General features: G+C 58.9%; 19 protein-coding genes and 1 pseudogene. 10 read left to right on the top strand and 10 right to left on the bottom strand.

The features are described from left to right. Positions 1-155 precede the first annotated feature (155 nt). The 3 genes from JAO82_RS12890 to JAO82_RS12900 are packed head-to-tail and all read right to left on the bottom strand — an operon-like array spanning position 156 to position 999. The gene (locus tag JAO82_RS12890) at positions 156-653 is read right to left on the bottom strand and encodes a hypothetical protein (RefSeq protein WP_198686800.1); all 498 of its coding nucleotides are present in this window, start codon (positions 651-653) and stop codon (positions 156-158) included. After that, positions 650-826, bottom strand: coding sequence for a hemin uptake protein HemP (gene hemP / locus JAO82_RS12895; protein WP_232897392.1), 177 nt, complete (start codon positions 824-826; stop codon positions 650-652). Before hemP ends, JAO82_RS12890 begins: the two co-directional genes overlap by 4 nt. Further along, positions 823-999 (bottom strand): hypothetical protein, encoded by a 177-nt coding sequence (locus JAO82_RS12900; RefSeq protein WP_198686801.1) that lies wholly within the window; start codon positions 997-999, stop codon positions 823-825. Before JAO82_RS12900 ends, hemP begins: the two co-directional genes overlap by 4 nt. Before the next feature lie 284 nt (positions 1,000-1,283). On the opposite strand from JAO82_RS12900, the gene JAO82_RS12905 reads away from it, so the two are divergent. Further along, positions 1,284-1,397, top strand: coding sequence for a transposase domain-containing protein (locus tag JAO82_RS12905; RefSeq protein WP_198686802.1), 114 nt, complete (start codon positions 1,284-1,286; stop codon positions 1,395-1,397). 112 nt (positions 1,398-1,509) lie between these two features. Here JAO82_RS12905 and JAO82_RS12910 read toward each other — a convergent pair whose 3' ends face one another. After that, positions 1,510-2,895, bottom strand: coding sequence for an ATP-binding protein (locus JAO82_RS12910; protein ID WP_198686803.1), 1,386 nt, complete (start codon positions 2,893-2,895; stop codon positions 1,510-1,512). Beyond that, on the bottom strand, positions 2,892-3,611 hold the full coding sequence (locus JAO82_RS12915; RefSeq protein ID WP_198686804.1) for a response regulator: 720 nt from the start codon (positions 3,609-3,611) through the stop codon (positions 2,892-2,894). The genes JAO82_RS12910 and JAO82_RS12915 overlap by 4 nt, the downstream gene beginning before the upstream one ends. Before the next feature lie 242 nt (positions 3,612-3,853). Here JAO82_RS12915 and JAO82_RS12920 point away from each other — a divergent pair, with 242 nt between their 5' ends. The 6 genes from JAO82_RS12920 (at position 3,854) to JAO82_RS12945 (ending at position 10,531) form a co-directional block, all read left to right on the top strand. Beyond that, positions 3,854-4,408, top strand: a complete 555-nt coding sequence (locus JAO82_RS12920) for an EF-hand domain-containing protein (RefSeq protein WP_198686805.1) — start codon at positions 3,854-3,856, stop codon at positions 4,406-4,408. Continuing rightward, positions 4,377-4,673, top strand: coding sequence for a hypothetical protein (locus JAO82_RS12925; RefSeq protein WP_198686806.1), 297 nt, complete (start codon positions 4,377-4,379; stop codon positions 4,671-4,673). Before JAO82_RS12920 ends, JAO82_RS12925 begins: the two co-directional genes overlap by 32 nt. Next, positions 4,666-5,886 carry an efflux RND transporter periplasmic adaptor subunit gene (locus JAO82_RS12930; protein WP_198686807.1) on the top strand — a complete coding sequence of 407 codons (1,221 nt, stop codon included), beginning with the start codon at positions 4,666-4,668 and terminating at the stop codon, positions 5,884-5,886. The genes JAO82_RS12925 and JAO82_RS12930 overlap by 8 nt, the downstream gene beginning before the upstream one ends. Further along, on the top strand, positions 5,883-8,996 hold the full coding sequence (locus JAO82_RS12935; RefSeq protein WP_198686808.1) for an efflux RND transporter permease subunit: 3,114 nt from the start codon (positions 5,883-5,885) through the stop codon (positions 8,994-8,996). Before JAO82_RS12930 ends, JAO82_RS12935 begins: the two co-directional genes overlap by 4 nt. 453 nt (positions 8,997-9,449) lie before the next feature. Beyond that, complete coding sequence (locus JAO82_RS12940; protein ID WP_198686809.1) at positions 9,450-9,950, top strand: twin-arginine translocation pathway signal; 501 nt, start codon at positions 9,450-9,452, stop codon at positions 9,948-9,950. Then, positions 9,950-10,531 (top strand): ferric reductase-like transmembrane domain-containing protein, encoded by a 582-nt coding sequence (locus tag JAO82_RS12945; protein ID WP_198686810.1) that lies wholly within the window; start codon positions 9,950-9,952, stop codon positions 10,529-10,531. The genes JAO82_RS12940 and JAO82_RS12945 overlap by 1 nt, the downstream gene beginning before the upstream one ends. Positions 10,532-11,228: 697 nt before the next feature. Here JAO82_RS12945 and JAO82_RS12950 read toward each other — a convergent pair. Continuing rightward, positions 11,229-11,570, bottom strand: a complete 342-nt coding sequence (locus JAO82_RS12950; protein ID WP_198686811.1) for a zinc ribbon domain-containing protein YjdM — start codon at positions 11,568-11,570, stop codon at positions 11,229-11,231. A 659-nt stretch (positions 11,571-12,229) separates the two neighbouring features. Here JAO82_RS12950 and JAO82_RS12955 point away from each other — a divergent pair. Next, positions 12,230-12,793: a Hint domain-containing protein gene (locus JAO82_RS12955; protein WP_232897393.1), complete on the top strand. Its 564-nt coding sequence runs from the start codon at positions 12,230-12,232 to the stop codon at positions 12,791-12,793. Between the two features lie 127 nt (positions 12,794-12,920). Here the strand turns inward: JAO82_RS12955 and JAO82_RS12960 are convergent, their stop codons facing one another. Next, positions 12,921-13,112 carry a fasciclin domain-containing protein gene (locus JAO82_RS12960; protein ID WP_198686812.1) on the bottom strand — a complete coding sequence of 64 codons (192 nt, stop codon included), beginning with the start codon at positions 13,110-13,112 and terminating at the stop codon, positions 12,921-12,923. On the opposite strand from JAO82_RS12960, the pseudogene JAO82_RS14485 reads away from it, so the two are divergent. Then, positions 13,078-13,205: pseudogene (locus tag JAO82_RS14485) on the top strand (integrase core domain-containing protein); the annotation flags it as partial. The gene JAO82_RS12960 and the pseudogene JAO82_RS14485 overlap by 35 nt on opposite strands. A gap of 204 nt (positions 13,206-13,409) precedes the next feature. Here the strand turns inward: JAO82_RS14485 and amt are convergent. Beyond that, a complete protein-coding gene (gene amt / locus JAO82_RS12970) occupies positions 13,410-14,732 on the bottom strand; it encodes an ammonium transporter (RefSeq protein WP_198686814.1) in 1,323 nt (440 codons plus the stop codon). 18 nt (positions 14,733-14,750) lie between these two features. Next, positions 14,751-15,089: a P-II family nitrogen regulator gene (locus JAO82_RS12975; protein ID WP_198686815.1), complete on the bottom strand. Its 339-nt coding sequence runs from the start codon at positions 15,087-15,089 to the stop codon at positions 14,751-14,753. Positions 15,090-15,720: 631 nt separating this feature from the next. Between JAO82_RS12975 and JAO82_RS14390 the strand changes: the two genes are divergently transcribed. Next, a complete protein-coding gene (locus JAO82_RS14390) occupies positions 15,721-15,852 on the top strand; it encodes a hypothetical protein (protein WP_269812838.1) in 132 nt (43 codons plus the stop codon). A gap of 3 nt (positions 15,853-15,855) precedes the next feature. On the opposite strand, the gene JAO82_RS12980 is transcribed toward JAO82_RS14390, so the two are convergent. Beyond that, entirely contained in the window at positions 15,856-16,932 is a 1,077-nt protein-coding gene (locus tag JAO82_RS12980) for a YeiH family protein (RefSeq protein WP_232897395.1), read from the bottom strand. Positions 16,933-17,051 lie beyond the last annotated feature (119 nt).

The following is a 17,051-nucleotide window of genomic DNA, read 5'->3' on the forward strand; positions in this document are numbered from 1 at the left end:
GGCTGACCTTGATCCATGCTTCAAAGCCATGCCACGCCGGCAAAGCGCGCCTCGATCGCAGCTTTGCGCAACCACCGATAGAGCAGCGGTATCCTCGAAAAAACGCATAACCGGGCAGGATGTGATCGCCGATCAAACGGTTCCTACGGGTTTTCTTAATGTCGGGTTTGCGTCGTAAGATTCGGGTGGGTCGGTCGCGGTTGGTCTGGGGTGTGCTGCGCACTGCGAAGGAAACATTGCCCCAGACCCTCAGCAATCTGCACCGCCTGCCATGCCGCCTCGCCGGTCAGGAAGGTGGCGGCAAACATCATTGCATCCTCGCGGTCCTGCCCGGCAGCGGCGGCAATCATCTGGGCAAAAACGCTTTCATGCCCGCCAAAACAGCGGCAAGTAAGACCGTGGCGCATTAAAGGACAGCGCGCGGTCGACAGGCACAGCCGCATCAGCGCATCGAAATCCTCAAACTGCTGCTGGCCGATCTCGTCCCCCATCAACAGACGGAAATCCTGCAAGACGCCATAGCGATGCGCCCCGCCCTCGCACCAGGCCCGCAGATACAGAACCGCACTCAATTCGACCGGCGGGAGTTCCTGCAACTGCCCCACGGCGGCACCGCCACGGTTTGGGGGTGATTTGCGCGCAGGGATAGTCATTTGGTCAAGATCAGCTTCCCCGCGCGGGTAATGCGCAGGGTATAAATTTGATCGTTTAGCACAATTTGGGCCGTGTCGCCGCCGTCGGTCAATATCCGGGCATTATGGCAGGGCACGCGCGAGGCCGGGGCAGGATTGTCGGCGTGCAATCTACGGTCAGTGGCGGCCATCATGTCACGCTCCGGTCCAGCAGATGTTCCGCAATGGCACTGTCTTGCGCGGTCAAGCTCTCGCTCAGATGGCACAGCTCGCGGCAGGAGAATGCCACAGACGGGCGCAGGGATTCGGGCAATTGATGGCGCGGACGCGGCATGGCGGCGCGGGGCAAGGCGGAAGGGTCAGGCATTGGGGTTCCTCTAAACATGTTCGGGTCCGGGCTGCCTGAAATAAATAGGTGGCTAGGTGTGGCCCTATCCTGACCAAATCAATCGACTATGTCAAACCTGATTTAATCAGTCAATTTTTTCTGCCAGCCAATTTAGAGCTTCGTGCTAGCATTTCGATAAGCCTCTCTATCCGCAACGCCATGTCAGCAAAGCTGCAACGAAAAGCCCGCCAATCAGTTCCATCACCTCGCCGATCAACGCAGAAGTTGGCCGCCAGCGTCCACGCTCTTTATAGACATGCCGCATGAACAGTATCGATCCCGAAGCCTGGCTGCGCTGGGTTCTCGCCCGCGCTGCAGACCACAAGATGGCCCGTCTCAAAAACCTCATGCCGTGGAACTGGGCGGCTGGGGAGTAACACCGATCTGCAAACCCGCTGCCTCGCAGCAGGCGGCCCCGGTTCCCATAAGCGGGACGCGGCCAGTCGCGCGGATGGGAGCCGGTGTTGCCGCGCGGATGGGAGCCGACATTCAGGTGACGCCGGAGCCGTGCGTTACTCTGCGCAGTGGCAACATCAACCTCGCGCGCAATCCGCCTTCCAGCCGATTCTCAAGCGTGATTTGACCACCATGTGCGATAATGATCGCCCGGGCGATGGATAGGCCAAGACCCGCGCCGCCGGTTTCAAGACTGCGGCTGTCGTCGCCGCGGGTGAACGGCTGGAACATGGTATCTAGGCGGTCCGGCGGAATTCCGGGTCCGTTATCGTCGATGGTGATGATGGCATGCCGCTTGTCCTGCGCCAGCGTGGCGGTCGCTTCATCACCATACCGCAGCGCGTTGTCGATAAGGTTGCCAATGGCGCGGCCCAGTCCGACACGGCGGCCCGTCACGTGAACCGTGAGGTCGGCATTGCAGGTTGCGCCTCTATCCTCGCAAAGCCGGGTCAGCAGAGAGCCGACGTTGATCAACTCGGTCTTCTCGGAATCCTGCCCCTCTTTGGCATAACTGATCAGGCCGTCCGCCATCACGGTCATCTCGTCGAGGGTGCGGACCATCGCGTCGCGCTGCTCTTCATTATCGACCATTTCAGCGCGGATGCGCAGGCTTGTCATGGGCGTGCGCAGATCATGCCCCACAGCAGCAAGCATCCGCAAGCGCTCTGCGTCGAACTGCGAGATTTCGGCTTGCATCGCATTGAATGCCTGCGCGGCCTTGCGCATCTCACGCGCCCCACGTTCCGGGATACGCGCCGTGTGATCGCCGCGCCCGGCTGCCTCAGCTGCACGGGAAAGCTGTTCAAGCGGTTGCGTCAGGTGGCGCGCAAGTGCAATGGAGACCCCAAGCACGCAGAAAAGCGACAGGGCGAGCACCGTGAGAAACGGCTTGCCATCGACGCGGCCGGGGCGTGGGGATGCACCGCTGGTCACGACGTTGAGCCATTCTGCCTGGTCGTCTCTTGCGCTCAGCGGTATTGTGATGGCAATCACCTGATCCGTGCGAAAGCGGCCCCGACGCTCGGGCGCATCAGGGGGGATCGGGCGGTCGATGATGGCAACATTCACATCCGCGCGTTCCAACGTCTCCATCAGGCCCTGCGCGATATATCTCGACCGGCTGTCAGCGGCGCTTTCCGTCAGCAACGGGGCATCGTCCACCCTCACACGGGCGAAACGGGTGGAGGCGTCTCGGGCAATCACCCGTCGGACCTGCGCGTTGACAGCTTCCATCGCCGGAATGAGGGCCGCGATCCGCTCGATCTCGCGGTCTTCGCTGGCTTGTTTGTCAAACCGTTGCTGCTGAAAATTAAGGACGGCCAGCGCGATGAGGTTGGCGACAAGGATTGTGATCGCCAACAAAAGAACGATACGACCTGCCAATCCATCGGGGTAAAGACGTTTGAGGCGCTGCATCATGGGGCCTCAGTCACATCCGCGACCAGCCTATAGCCGCCGCCCCATTCGGTAACAAGGATTTGCGGGTTTTTCGGGTCGGATTCGATTTTACGGCGCAGACGGCTGATCTGGTTGTCTATGGCACGGTCATAGGCTTTCGGTTCGCGCCCCGCAGTCCGGTCGAGCAAGGTTGAGCGGCTGAGCACCGTGCGCGGCTGATCGAGGAATATGCCCAGAAGGCGGTTTTCGGCGCTGGTCAGATCGACGGTGAGTCCACCTTCGTGGATCAGGGTCAGGCGATCGGGGTCATGCACCCATGAGGCAAATGCCCGTCGTCCACTTGGCGGTGCGGAAATCTCCGGCGGTGCGCGGCGCAGGATCGCACGGACCCGCGCCAGCAACTCGCGCGGGTTGAAAGGTTTGACAAGATAGTCATCGGCCCCAAGCTCCAGCCCGACGATGCGGTCGGTCTCGTCCGCCATCGCGGTCAGCAACAGCACCGGCGGACCGTCATGCGCGACGAGCCAGCGGCACAGGCTGAGCCCATCCTCCCCCGGCATCATGATGTCGAGAACGACAATATGAATTGCCGCCTCGGCCAAAATTTCGCGCGCTTCGGCCGCATGGGCGGCGAGCCGCGTCCGAAAGCCCTGCTTGCGCAGATATTGGCCCAGCGGCTCGCGAATGTCGCGGGCATCGTCAACGATAAGGATCTGGGGCGCAATTGGGTCGGTCATGGCGTCTCTCCTTGGACCCTTTCTTGGTGTCCATCGCAGTCAATAGCATCCTTCTCCCTTTGGAAATCAACCAGCAGACAGACCATTTCCTGTCTCAATTGTCGCAAGATGTATCAGGCCGCCACCTTGCGACACATGGCGACAAAGTGGCGTTCGCGCTGACACACCTTTTTGCACAATATCCCCTAAGTGAGGATCACCGAGGCACTCCTTGCCTCATCAGAACCCCGAAAGGAAACGACATGACAAACTCGAAAATCCTCCCCGGCACATTTGTCGCCGTTACCGCTCTGCTGTCAGGCTTGACGGTTGCCACGGCGCAAACCTCTCCGACCGCCGCGCCAGCTCAGGTCGAAACAAGCGCCGATGCGCCCGAAGCCACCCGCGCCGACTTTCGCAAGGGCCACGGCCATCGCGGCGGACACGGAATGATGCGCCATATCATGAAAAAGGTCGATGCCAACGGGGATGGTGCCGTGACGCAGGAGGAAATCGACACGTTTCGCGCGGCGATCGTGACCGAAGCCGACGTATCCGGCGAGGGTGACATCTCGCTTGATGAGTTCGAGACGATCTACCTCGAAATGACGCGCGAGCGGATGGTGGACGCTTTCCAGAGCCTCGACGCGGATGGCGATGGCGTGGTGACACAGGCCGAAATGGATGCGCGGTTTGGCAACGTGGTCGAGCGGATGGACCGCAACGATGACGGCAAACTGGACCGCGATGATCGCGGCGGCCGTGATCAAAAGGGCCATCAGCGCGATGGCAAACGTCACGGTGACCGTCGCGGGTGACAAGGATGCGGCGGAGGTAAATCAGCCTCCGCCGCAACTACTGCAAATTGAACAGAGACTGGCGTACGCGCAGTTCAGACCTGCACCCATGCCGCGCTGGCGGGCAAATCTGGTCGGTTTTCTGATCCTTCCTGTCGGAGCCGCGCTCAAGCAACAGCTCGTCGCCCGTGACGCACACCTTGCGCCGCATGGTCGGGGAAGCAACCGGACACTTCGGGCCGGTCAGGATTCGGCTAGTAAATCAGAGAAGTTATCAAATGCGTAAGTTCGTCACTTTGGTCACCGCAGCATTGATCCTTGCCGGATCATATCTCATCGCTTTTGGTGTTCCAGCTTCTCTTGGACCCGTTGCCGGCGTTGTGGGCGAGAGTGGCGATCAAACCAACACTCCCGCTCGCGCGGCGCAGGGGGGCCGCCCCGCCGGCGCACCAAAGGGCGCAAACGCGACGACGGTGGTTTTGACCCCGCTGGAAATGCAACCCTACGAAGATATCCTGCGCGCCATAGGAAGTGCGAAAGCACTGCGCAGTGCGGATGTGGTCGCGAATGCATCGGGTGAAGTGACCGAGATTAACCTCGCCGCCAATCGGCAGGTTTCGGCTGGCGATGTTCTGGTGCAGCTTGATGCCCGGACCGAGGTGTTCAACCTTGAGATCGCACAGACCGAACTTGACCAGACCCGTGACATTATCCAGCGGTATGAACAGTTGCAGGCGACTGGAAACTCCACCGTAACCGACGTCACGTTGTCCGAGGCAAGGGTGGCCCAACGGCTTGCCGAAGCAAAGGTCGGGCTGGCACAGTCTGCACTGGACGACCGGACCATACGGGCGCCGATCGCGGGCAAGCTGAGTCTGAGCGATCTGGAAATCGGCGACATCCTGACCGCGGGCAGTACCATCGTGACCATCGACGATTCCGAAGCCTTGCTGGTGGAATTCGAGCTGCCGGAACGCTCCATCGGCTTGCTGGCCAAGGATCAGACCGTTCTGGCCAGCACCCCGACCTTCACAGGGCACGTTTTCGAGGGCGAGATCGTGTCCTTTGACAGCCGCATCGACAGCGTGACGCGCAGTGTCACGGTCAAGGCGCGGATCGAGAACCCCGATGCCCTGCTCTGGCCGGGCATGACATTTGCCGTGCGCATGATCCATGAAGGCGATCCACTGGCGGTTTTGCCTGCCACCGCAATCAGCTGGTCGCGCAGCGGATCAGGCGTGTGGATCGCCGACGGCGGCGTTGCCAAGCGCGTGCCGGCAACCATCCTGTTTCGGCGCAATGGCCGGGTGTGGATCGACGCCGATATTGCCACTGGTACGCTGGTCGTCTCCGAAGGCGCGCAGAAACTACGCGCTGGATCGCGCATCACGGCCAAGAACGCCCCGGTCGAGGCGCCTGCGATGGTGCCGCACCAGGCGACACCGGAAATCGGACAGGCCGAACCAGAACAGCCAACCGAGTCCGAGGAACCGACATGAGCACCGCTAGACCTCAAGCTCGCAAGTCCGGCCTCGCAAACCTCTTTGTCGCCCGCCCCTTGTTCGGCATCGTCATCAACCTACTGATCCTGATCGCGGGGCTTGCCGCGCTGGTATCGGTGGACGTGCGCGAAATGCCGGATGTGGACCAGCCCGTGCTATCGGTTCGGACCACTTACGAAGGGGCCGTCGCTGCTACCGTCGACCAGCATGTCACGCAGGTGCTGGAGGATGCGCTGAGCGCGCTGGAGGGGCTGTCTTATATCGAGTCGAGCTCCTCGAGCGGCTCAAGCCGCATCACCATCGATCTTTCGACGGGCACCGACGTCAACATTGCCGCGAACGAGGCGCGTGAAATCGTGTCGGCAACGCTGCGCCAGCTTCCCGATGATATCGACGACCCGACGGTCACGAAAAGCGACAGCAACGCCGATGCCATCATCCGGCTGGCCATCCTGGGCAATGCCACCTTTGACGAGATGACACAGCTGGCCGAGGGCGTGGTCTATGACCGCCTGTCACTGATCGACGGCATCGCTGAGGTCACCGTGCGTGGCAACCGGGCCAATGAATTTCGCGTGACGCTCGACATGCCCTCGCTGCTCAGCCGCGGGCTGACGGTGTTCGATGTCTCGGACGCATTGACGGCTCTGCGCGATGACACGCCGCTGGGCGATCTGGAATCATCGTCGCAGACCCTGGCCCTGCGCGTCGGCAACGCCGAAGTGACCGCCGACAGTGTTGGCCAGATCCCCGTCAACGCGACAACCCGCGTATCCGACGTCGCCTATGTTCAGGTGGTCCCCGAGGACAGCGATGTCTTTGCCCGCGTCAACGGCCAGCCTGCGATCGGGCTGGACATCAGCCGCCAGTCTGTCGGCAACACGCTTGATATCTCGAAGGCGGTGCGCGCGGCGGTCGAAGAGCTGCGCACCGATTTGCCCGATAACGTGGATATCATCATCACCTCGGATGACGGTGTGTTTATCGAAGGGTCAATCGACGAGGTGGTCAAGTCCATCGGTCTGGCCACCATAATCGTGATCGCGGTCATCTTTGCCTTTCTGCGCTCGCTCCGCGCCACAGTGATCCCCGCGGTCACCATCCCGGTGGCGCTGGTCGGCACTGTTGCGGCGATCTGGCTAACCGGGTTTTCCGTCAACACCATCAGCCTTCTGGCACTGGTGCTGGCCACCGGCATGGTCGTCGACGACGCCATCGTCGTGATCGAGAACATCGTGCGCAAGCGCAAACAGGGCATGGGAGCTTTTGCGGCAGCGGCCGCCGGCACAAACGAGGTGTTTTTCGCCGTCATCTCGACCACGGCAACACTGGCCGCCGTGTTTATCCCGATCTCTTTCCTGCCGGGTCAGGCGGGGGGCGTATTCAGCGAGTTCGGCTTCGTTCTGGCCTTTGCTGTCACTCTGTCGTCGATCACAGCGCTGACCTTGGTGCCTGTGCTGGCGGCATTCCTTGATCCGGGCAAACCTGATCCAAAGCGCGCCAAGGTGCCAGACACGCCCGGGGTATTCGCACGCGGCTTCGATATGGTCATGGATCGGGCAATTCGCGCGCCAGTAATCGTACTGGCCGTCGCCATCGGGTTTGCGCTTATCGCAGCCGGTGGGGCAAGCTCGCTATCATCCAGCATCACGCCTGACGAAGATCGGGGTTTCTTCCTGATCCAGGCGCGCGGGGCGTCCGATACCACCGTCGAATACCTTGAAACCCAAATCACACGAGTCGAGGATATCCTGACACCCTACCGAATGCGCGGAGACATCGACGCCGTCCAAAGCATCATCGGCGTGGGTGGCGGCACCAACGCTTTTATCATCGTGCGGCTTCCGGACTGGGCTGAGCGCGACCGCAGCCAGCAGGAAATCATCGCAGAGGTCAGCCGCCAGCTGACCGAGGTGCCGGGCGTTCAGGTCAATGCCCGCTCGACCAACAGCCTGAACATCCGTGGCGCGGGGCGTGGCTTGCAATTCGCGGTCACGGGCACCGATGTCGCGGCGATGACGGACGCTGCCGATTCCCTCGTAGCCGCGATGGCTGACGACGACACGTTCCTCAATGCTCAGCTTTCCAGCGACAGCGTACAAGCGCAATACGAGCTGCGGGTGGACCCCGACATGGCGCGCGTCTTCGGCCTGACCGAAGCCGAGATCGCGCGAACGGTGAGTGCCATGGTGCAGGGCAACATCGCTGTCACGGTATTTGACGACGATACCGAAACCGACGTGAACGTCGTGCCGGGCGGGCCGCCGATCGACGATCCAACGGATCTGGAAACAATTTTTCTGCGCTTACCTGAAGGGGGCTACATCCCGCTCTCGGCCGCAGCGACCCTGGAGCCGGTGGTCAGCCAGTCCGTAATTGAGCGTCAGAACGGATCGCTGGCGGTGGCGGTTCAGGCCAATCTGGACCAGGGCGTTGATCTGGGCACCGCAATGACCCAACTGACCGAGATTGCCGCAGCCAGCCTACCGGATGGCATGGGTATCATCTTCACCGGCGAAGCAGCGACCCTGACGGACAGCCAGTCGGGCATGTATATGGTATTCGGAGTCGCGATCATTGTTGTTTTGCTGGTGCTGGCCGCCCAGTTCGAAAGCGTGGCCAGCGCGGTTGTCATTATGCTCACGGTCCCCTTCGGCCTTGCCGCCGCACTTCTGGCAATCTCACTCACGGGCGGTTCCCTGAACTACTACAGCCAAATCGGACTGGTGATGCTGATCGGCGTCATGGCCAAAAATGGCATCCTCATCGTTGAGTTCGCCAACCAGCTGCGTGCGGCGGGGCAAGATATCGACAGTGCCATCCGCGACGCCCTGCGCCTGCGCATCCGACCGGTGATGATGACAATGGTGTCAACGGTGTTTGGCGGTTTACCGCTGATCCTGACATCCGGTGCCGGCGCCGAGGCGCGCATCGCTGTCGGTTGGGTGATCGTCGGCGGGCTTGGCTTCGCCACTCTGTTCACCCTGTTCCTGACGCCTGTGTTCTACCGCTGGATCGCGATTTGGGGGGCTGCCCCCGGCATGGCAGCCGAGCGATTGAGCCGCGAAAATGCTGCAGCTTTGCCTCTGCCTGCCTCACCTCCATGAAGGCAAAACCATCGTTTACATCGAATTAGAGTGGTTAAACGGGACTCACCACAGACGGCTACAGAGTTTGCGCGCATAATCCGACAGACGGATCGCGCCGCCGCTCAGCTTGCTGGCTGCACCGGGAGTGTCTCCAAAGCTCTGCCTTGGAGTGCAGCCCTCTGGCGTTTGCGCGCGGCATATGGCCAAGTTTTGGGAGACCTCGGCGCGAGCGGCGATGCAACTCTCGTAACTCCACGACTTCAGATCACTCCAGCGTCAAAGGAAAGAATGCCATGTTTACCAGAGCAATACTCACCGCTGCGCTGTCCCTGTCAGGTGCCACCTTTGCTCATGCGCCAGACCCGATATGCGTTCAATTCCCTGTGTGCTGTGGTTGATTGGTCCCTGCAGCAGTATTATTTCACGTCTTTGACAATACCCTTCTCGAAACAGCAGACGGGAGAATTCGTCATGCCGACGCCAGACCCGACCCGGCGAGCCGTCGTTTCCACCGCAGGGGCAGCGCTGTTCATTGGTGCCTGCGGCCTGACTATACCGGCCCGCGCGCAATCCCTTGCACCCACCCCGACAATGCGGGGCGGAGCCAACAATTACCGTCCGGGCGCCCCGATCGTGAAAAGGATCGGCGGTGGCGGTTTCTGGACGACCGGCACCGTACGACGCGCGGGCGACGGGGCACCCCTCGCCGGTCGCCGCATTCAGGTCTGGGCCCATACGACGGAAGGCCACGAACGGGACGCGCGCTCGCATGGCGCGACGCTCACGGACGCGGATGGCGTGTTCCGCATCGAGATGCCGCAGATTGTGCCCGCCTTCGGGCAGCCGCATGGGCATCTGGCCTATGATGCCGATTACGATAATGGCGGTTTCGAGACGGTTTTCTTGCGGCCTGTGATGGCGCGGGCATCGGACACCAGCCTGCACGTCGAGTTCGTTCTGCGCCCCACCTGATGACGTCGCGCGGCGCGCTTGTATGGACGGCACTGGCTCTGGCAATCGCAGTGCCAGTGATCGCCGCCGCGCACAGTCCGCTTCTGCAATGGCGGCAACCGGTCTACATTATCGCCGGATTTTCCGGGATCATCGGACTGGGGCTGCTGCTTGTTCAGCCCCTGCTTATCACTGGCGTGCTTCCCGGGATTCCCGCGCGGCGCATCCATATCTGGACCGGAGCAGGGCTGGTTCTCGCAGTGGTTGTCCATGTGGCGGGCCTGTGGATCACGAGCCCGCCGGACGTAATAGATGTTCTGCTGTTCCGCTCACCGACACCGTTTTCGGTCTGGGGTGCGGTTGCGATGTGGGCCGTATTCGCAACCGCCATTCTTGCCGCCGTGAGAAAACGACTGGGACTGCGCATCTGGCGTCTTGGACATAGCGTAGCGGCGATCGTAATCGTCACAGGGACAGTCGTACACGCCTGGCTTATCCAAGGGGCGATGGAGGACGTGACGAAAGGGGCACTCTGCCTGCTGGTTCTGGGGGCAGGAACATGGGCCTTGCGACGCCGCCAAGTATGGCGAATGCTCCGCTAACTGCTGAGATACACGATCCAGCGTAGCGGCCTGTTCATCATGAACCTTCCGGAAATCCGGGGCACGCCACATTTATGCAGCTGGGCAATTCTAGGAGTTGCTTGGTTGAAACGAACACTTATACGAGGCGCAGCGAAAACGCTCTTCGTTCGCAGGCAGACATATGAACCTCCAAAAATGCTGCGTTTCAGATAGCCTTTCCGCCACCTCCCCTGCTGCGTATGGCTCTGCGGCCGCAGCTATTGCTGATCAAGAAGCCCAGATCAGCGAGCACGGCCAATAACTCCGACCTGTGGTCTTCGGATCTGTCGCCAGCCAGCTTCGGGCGTGAGGCCGTCCACCATCCAGCGCTCTTTTCTCATCCGAAACGGTGCCGCAGCGCCGCAGCGCGTCTGGCCGGCGGGTGTTTTGTTGAGTCAGTGTTTAGTCGTTTGTGAAATGCAAAAAGCCTCCGGTTAGGGAGGCTTGTAAAACTTTAATTTTTAGGCATTTTTTTGCTTGCGGGAGGCGCATTGATCTTGACCGAACCTCAGGATGGCTCCGAATAAAATTAGGAAATGCGCAGCTGGGGTGGCTTCGTCGCCCGCAAAATTCAGGAAAGACCTGTGGCGGCTATATTAATGTTCTATCGCTCTATTGGCTTGAGTTGCTGACGACGTATTTGAAGTTCCTGAGCGGCAGGACATTTGGCTATGCTTTACTCCGAAACCTTCTTCACGAACTGAGACTTCAGGCCCATTTGACCAAACCCCGGCACCCTGCAATCAATGTCGTGATCACCTTCGACCAACCGGATACCGCGAACCTTTGTCCCGACCTTGACAGAAGAAGACGCGCCTTTGATCTTCAAATCCTTGATTACCGTCACAGTATCGCCATCCGCCAATACATTTCCCACGCTATCGCGCACAACGGCAATATCGTCAGAGTCCGCGACTGGCGACCATTCATGTCCGCATTCCGGACAGGACAGTAAGGCGTCCACCTGATAGGTATAAGTCGAGGAACATTCGGGGCACGACGGCAGGGTATCACTCATATCACTGCCCTTAGCGCGAGCGATACGTCAGGGCCAGAGCTTTCTGATCAACCCTGTACGGGGAACCTCCCTTGCCGGGCAAGAGTTGGGGGGGCCGGCGGCGGTTCATCCCCGCGTGTCCGGAGAGCGCGTATCGCAGGTTCGCGCGTCAGTCAATTACGGCTCAGCCCCGCGTGTGGGAAACCCATCAGCAGGGCCTTTCAGGCGTCAATTGCCTTGCTGGCAGCCGGTCCGGAAGGATATCGCGCACTGGAGTTCACGGTGCTCAATCTGGTGGTCGGCCCGCTCGTGAGGGGGCAGACCGGATCGTCGCCGCTTTTGATGGGGCATTTTCGACCTTAAAAGCGACCTGGGGCGCGTTGCCGAGGGTGATCGGTGATTTCGCGTTCCAGGCGGCGAAGGAGTTGATCGCCGGGATCGCGGCAATACTGAACGGCTTTGCCTCCCGTATAAATCGGTTCATTGAGGGCTGAAATGGGCGCTGTCTGCCCTGCCGGAATGGGCGGTCGGTGAAGGTAGCATCCGGATTGCCCTATTGACGATGTCGATATCGGGCGTGTCGCAAACGCCTTTGAGAATGCAGCAACCGACGCCGGGGGTGCCGCCGCCAAGGCGTTTGGGGCGGCGATGGAAAAGACACATATTGAAGCACCGGCGATTTGGTCGAGACCATGGACAACGGCCCGCAGGAAATCCGGTGGATCGGCCAGCAAACTATTGGCGCTGGCGCGCTTATGGCGCAGCCAAAGCTGCGGCCCATCCGCATTCAGGCGGGCGCCCTTGGCCAGGGCCTGCCCGAGCGCGATCTTCTGGTCAGCCCCCAGCACCGCATGCTGGCAAGCAACCGCTTGGCTCAGCGCATGTTTGGCACTCAGGAGGTGCTGGTCGCCGCCAAACAGCTGGTCGCGCTTAACGGTATCGACGTTGCCGACGATGTCGACGAGGTCACCTATGTGCACTTCCTGTGTGATCAGCATGAGGTGGTGTTTGCCGAAGGCGCTGCGTCTGAGACACTCTACACCGGCACCGAGGCGCTGAAGTCCGTCGGGAAAGCCGCTCGGGAAGAGATCTTCTCGATCTTTCCCGAACTGCGTGAGCGCGAGCCAGATGCGCTGCCAGCCGCCGGGGCGCGGCCTTTTGTCAACGGCCGTATGGGGCGCCAGATGGCACAGCGGTTGGTCAACAACAGCAAGCTACCGCTCGAGCCCGCCTGCCGGACTTAAAGCGGTCCGTCATAAATCTGAATCATGGATTTATGGCTTAACGCACGCCACGCGCATATGTTGCACGGCGTTCTGCAAAAAACGGTGAGTCAGGTTTTTCGCAGAACGATTTAGATTGCTTGTTCATTCAGTTCGGTAACAAGACCGAAACAATTGCGTGGATCACCCCATTTGACGCCCGGATGTCTGCAATTGCCACGGTCGCGTTTTCGACCTTAACACCATCTGTTGCATTTACGTGCAACGCGCCGCCCTGAACGCTCGTCAAAGACACAAGTTTGTGCGATGAGCTTTCGAACGAATCCATGCTCCGCAACATGGCTCATGCCCGCGTGGTAATCGCCACTTGGGCAGCTGACTATAACACCGAACACCTACATTAGGTTACCAGACCCCGGTCGACCATGCACGGACACCCTAACCACCGAAATCGACCGGGGTCTGGTAACCTAATGCCGCATGGTGTGAATGTTCTTCCTCCACAAAAGCGACGACGCGCTCACGAAGCGCCATAGGATGCGGCTTACCCATCTCAACCCCCCATATCGGCTCGACAGATAGGGGAACTCAGATCAAGCCTCATGGGAACGCTGAACTGGAAAGGTCGCCACGCGCCCTAAAGCGCAGCAAACTCCGGATAGGCCTCCATTCCCAGCTCTGTCTTATCTAGGCCATCGATTTCGGCTTCTTCATCCACTCGCAGACCCGTCGTGAATTTCAAAGCGATCCAAACGACAGTTGAAGTCATGCAGACGAAGGCACCAACGATAACAATCGAATAGATTTGAGTGAGCAAGTTGGCAGCGTCGTTGGTAAAGACCACCGCAATTGTGCCCCAGATCCCCGCAAAAAGGTGGACTGGAATTGCGCCAACCACGTCATCGATTTTGAACCGGTCCAGCATCGGAATGGCAAACACAACAATCGCACCACCAAACGCACCGATCAAGGTGGCCTCGACAAGGGACGGCGTCAGAGGCTCCGCAGTGATGGAAACCAGCCCGGCCAGCGCGCCATTCAGGATCATGGTGAGGTCGGGTTTCTTGTAAAGCAACTGCGTCAGCAACAAAGCCGCCACCGCCCCCGCCGCCGCAGCGGTATTCGTGTTGGCGAATATGCGGCTGATGTCAGCAACGTTGCCAGCCGTATCCATATAGAGCTGAGAGCCACCGTTAAATCCAAACCAGCCCATCCACAGGATGAACGTGCCCAGCGTGGCGAGTGCAAGGTTAGACCCCGGAAACGAATTGACCTTGCCTCCTTTATACTTGCCCAGGCGCGGCCCAAGTATGATCGCACCAGTCAATGCCGCCCATCCACCGACAGAATGAACAACGGTCGAGCCGGCAAAATCCTGAAAGCCCATGGCGTCCAGAAAACCTCCGCCCCATTTCCAACTGGCCTGAATGGGATAGATGACAGCGGTAAGCAGCACGACAAAGACCAGAAACGGCCAAAGCCTGATCCGTTCTGCTAAAGCCCCAGAGACGATCGACGCCGCCGCCGCACAAAACATCAATTGAAAGAAGAAATCCGAACCGACCGAGGCATAGGTCAAATCGGGCTGTGCGCCCTCAAGCCCCACAGGCTCCAACGCAGTGATCGACAACGCACCAAGGACGTTGGAAATGGTCCAAGCGTCGCCCGGATACATCAGATTGTAACCAAGAATGTAGTATGCGAGCGAAGCGAGCGAAAAGAGCGAGAGGTTTTTGGTTAACTGCATCGTGACATTCTTGCTGCGCACCAAACCTGCTTCCAACATCGCGAAGCCAGCCGCCATGAAGAAGACAAGGAAGCCTGATACGAGGAACATGAAGGTTGTAAAAATGAAGCCGATGTCTAAAGAAGTTGTAGCGGAAGCTTGCGCAGAGACGGTCTGTGGTAGAATTAATAGAATGGTAGCAACGCCCATCTTGATCAATCTCGTCACGGTCATTCTCCTGTTTTTGGGGGGCTATAAAGCGTCCTCATTGGTTTCGCCGGTGCGGATGCGTAGGGCATCGGAGATATGCAGGACGAATATCTTGCCATCACCGATCTTGCCGGTCCTCGCCTTGGTCGCGATGGTCTCAACGACCCGTTCAGCCATGTCGGACGGGACTGCGATTTCCAGTTTAATTTTAGGCACAAAGTTTACGCTGTATTCCGCACCACGATAGATTTCGGTATGGCCCGATTGTATGCCATAGCCTTTGACCTCTGATACCATCATGCCGCGCACGCCAATTTCGGTCAGCGCTTCGCGCACTTCATCAAACTTGAATGGCTTGATCGTCGCAATAATCAGCTTCACATCGCCTCCTTTCGAGTTGTTGCTCGCGGGGATGCACCACTACAATACGACTTTCTGCAGCGCAGCAAAAGATATTTTACGATAAATCGAAGAGCTTCAGAATGCTCCTAAAAAGCTTTCTTTAGAGCGTGTTGCCACTTATCGAATTCAGGATTCCCGCACTGGTTGATCTGTGACTCCTGTCCATATGGTAAATATCGGGGCGTGAGATGGGCAATCCACATCCTATGGCGATTCGTGAGCGAATTGTGGCGCTGGTGGCGGAGGGACCTTCACACCGTGCGGCAGGAACGCGATTCTTGGTTCCGGTAAAACTCGGCAATCTCATCGAGGTCCGGAAGCGTGAAACAGGTGGCCTGGAGCCGCACGCGCAGGGCAACTGCAGCGGCCAGCCACAACGCGGTCAGGGCACGAGCAGCGGAATACCTTATTGTTGCCGTTCAATTTGACCCTGCCATATATGCGGGCAACCTTCTCAAACTATCAACATAAAGCAGCCGCCCCGGCTCACGATGAATGCTGACCATGACAGAGGGCGCTGAGATGTTTCGGCAATAGAATTCAGGTATTATACCGGATTTGTGCTGGCTCATATTGTCATGCCGATTCACAGGCTGAGAAACGAGAATATGTGCAGATCCTGCGCTTTCTCGTGCGCTTTTTGATGGAGGTTATGCACCTTGCGATCAAAGATGCGTTGCAGATGAAATCCCTCAGCTTTGATGCACTCAAACAGCTGCAGCTGTGGCGTGGTGATAATTAGAGTTTACAACAGGAAGATATACGCAAACATAACAGCCTGGCCCAAAAGGAAAGTGGTATTAAGCGCGATCAATATCACCCCATTCACACCCGGTGCGAACAGTTGCTGCAGAGATGTTTTTACCCCCAGCGCTGAAATCGCTACTACCAGAAAGAAGCGTGACGCGTCGTTGATGAAGCCCAAGAGAATGTCCGGCAATGGGATGAAGTTTCGAATAATCATCAGCAAAATGAAGACAACGACAAACCATGGCAGACCGGCGGTGCCTCCCGCCTCTTTTCGAAAGATCACAGTCACAGCCAACAGCATCACAGGCAACAAAGCGACGCGAAATAGCTTGGTGAATGTTGCCATATCGCCTGCGGTGTCGCTAATGGAATAGCCCGCGCCGACAACTTGAGCCACATCATGGATTGTTGCGCCGACCATATAGCCGCTTTCCACATCCCCAAGGCCCAGATAGTCAAACAGCATCGGGTAAGCGATCATTGCAAGGGTCGACATGGCTGTCACGCCGACAACGGTCAACAGAACGTCTTCCTCCTTTAAGACTTTTTTTGGCAGAACCGCAGCAATGGCCATTGCTGCGGAGGCCCCGCATATCGCAACCGATCCGCCCGTTAATAAACCAAAAGCCAAACTGCGGCCTAACAGGCGCGAAAAAACCACACCGCCAATAACGGTTAGCACAACCATTGCGACCATACCCACCAAGGGCATTGCGCCTAATTGTGAAACATCGGCAAAGGTTAGGCGTAGCCCCAAAAGAGCGACTCCCAAACGCAGAAGCGTGCGCGCGCAAAACGTGATTCCCTCGGCGGTGTGCGGGCTATCGTTCATAAAGTTGAATGCCATGCCAATTAACAACGCAAAAAGCATAGCAGGCGCAGCGTAATGATCGGCAAGGAAGCCGGCAGCCAAAGCGATCGTTGCGGACAAAGCGATGCCGCCGCGATGACTGAAAAACCACCCCATAATCCGTTGCGATACGGTAAGATGGGGGCCTTTTTGTTCGGGGCCCGTGGCGTCGCAATTGAGCAACCTGCCATCTGGACTTTCTTTGACGCGGTGGTCACTCATCCCAGCATTTCCATTAGTTGCTGGGAACCGCCGCTGGGGACCAAAGCGCGCACCAGGTCGCGCATTTCCAGCAAGCCGACCTGTTGTCCGTCCTGCATCACCCGGTACTGTTTGGTGGT

Origin of the sequence: Pontibaca salina, from assembly GCF_016307205.1 — a bacterium.
Lineage (GTDB): Bacteria > Pseudomonadota > Alphaproteobacteria > Rhodobacterales > Rhodobacteraceae > Pontibaca > Pontibaca salina.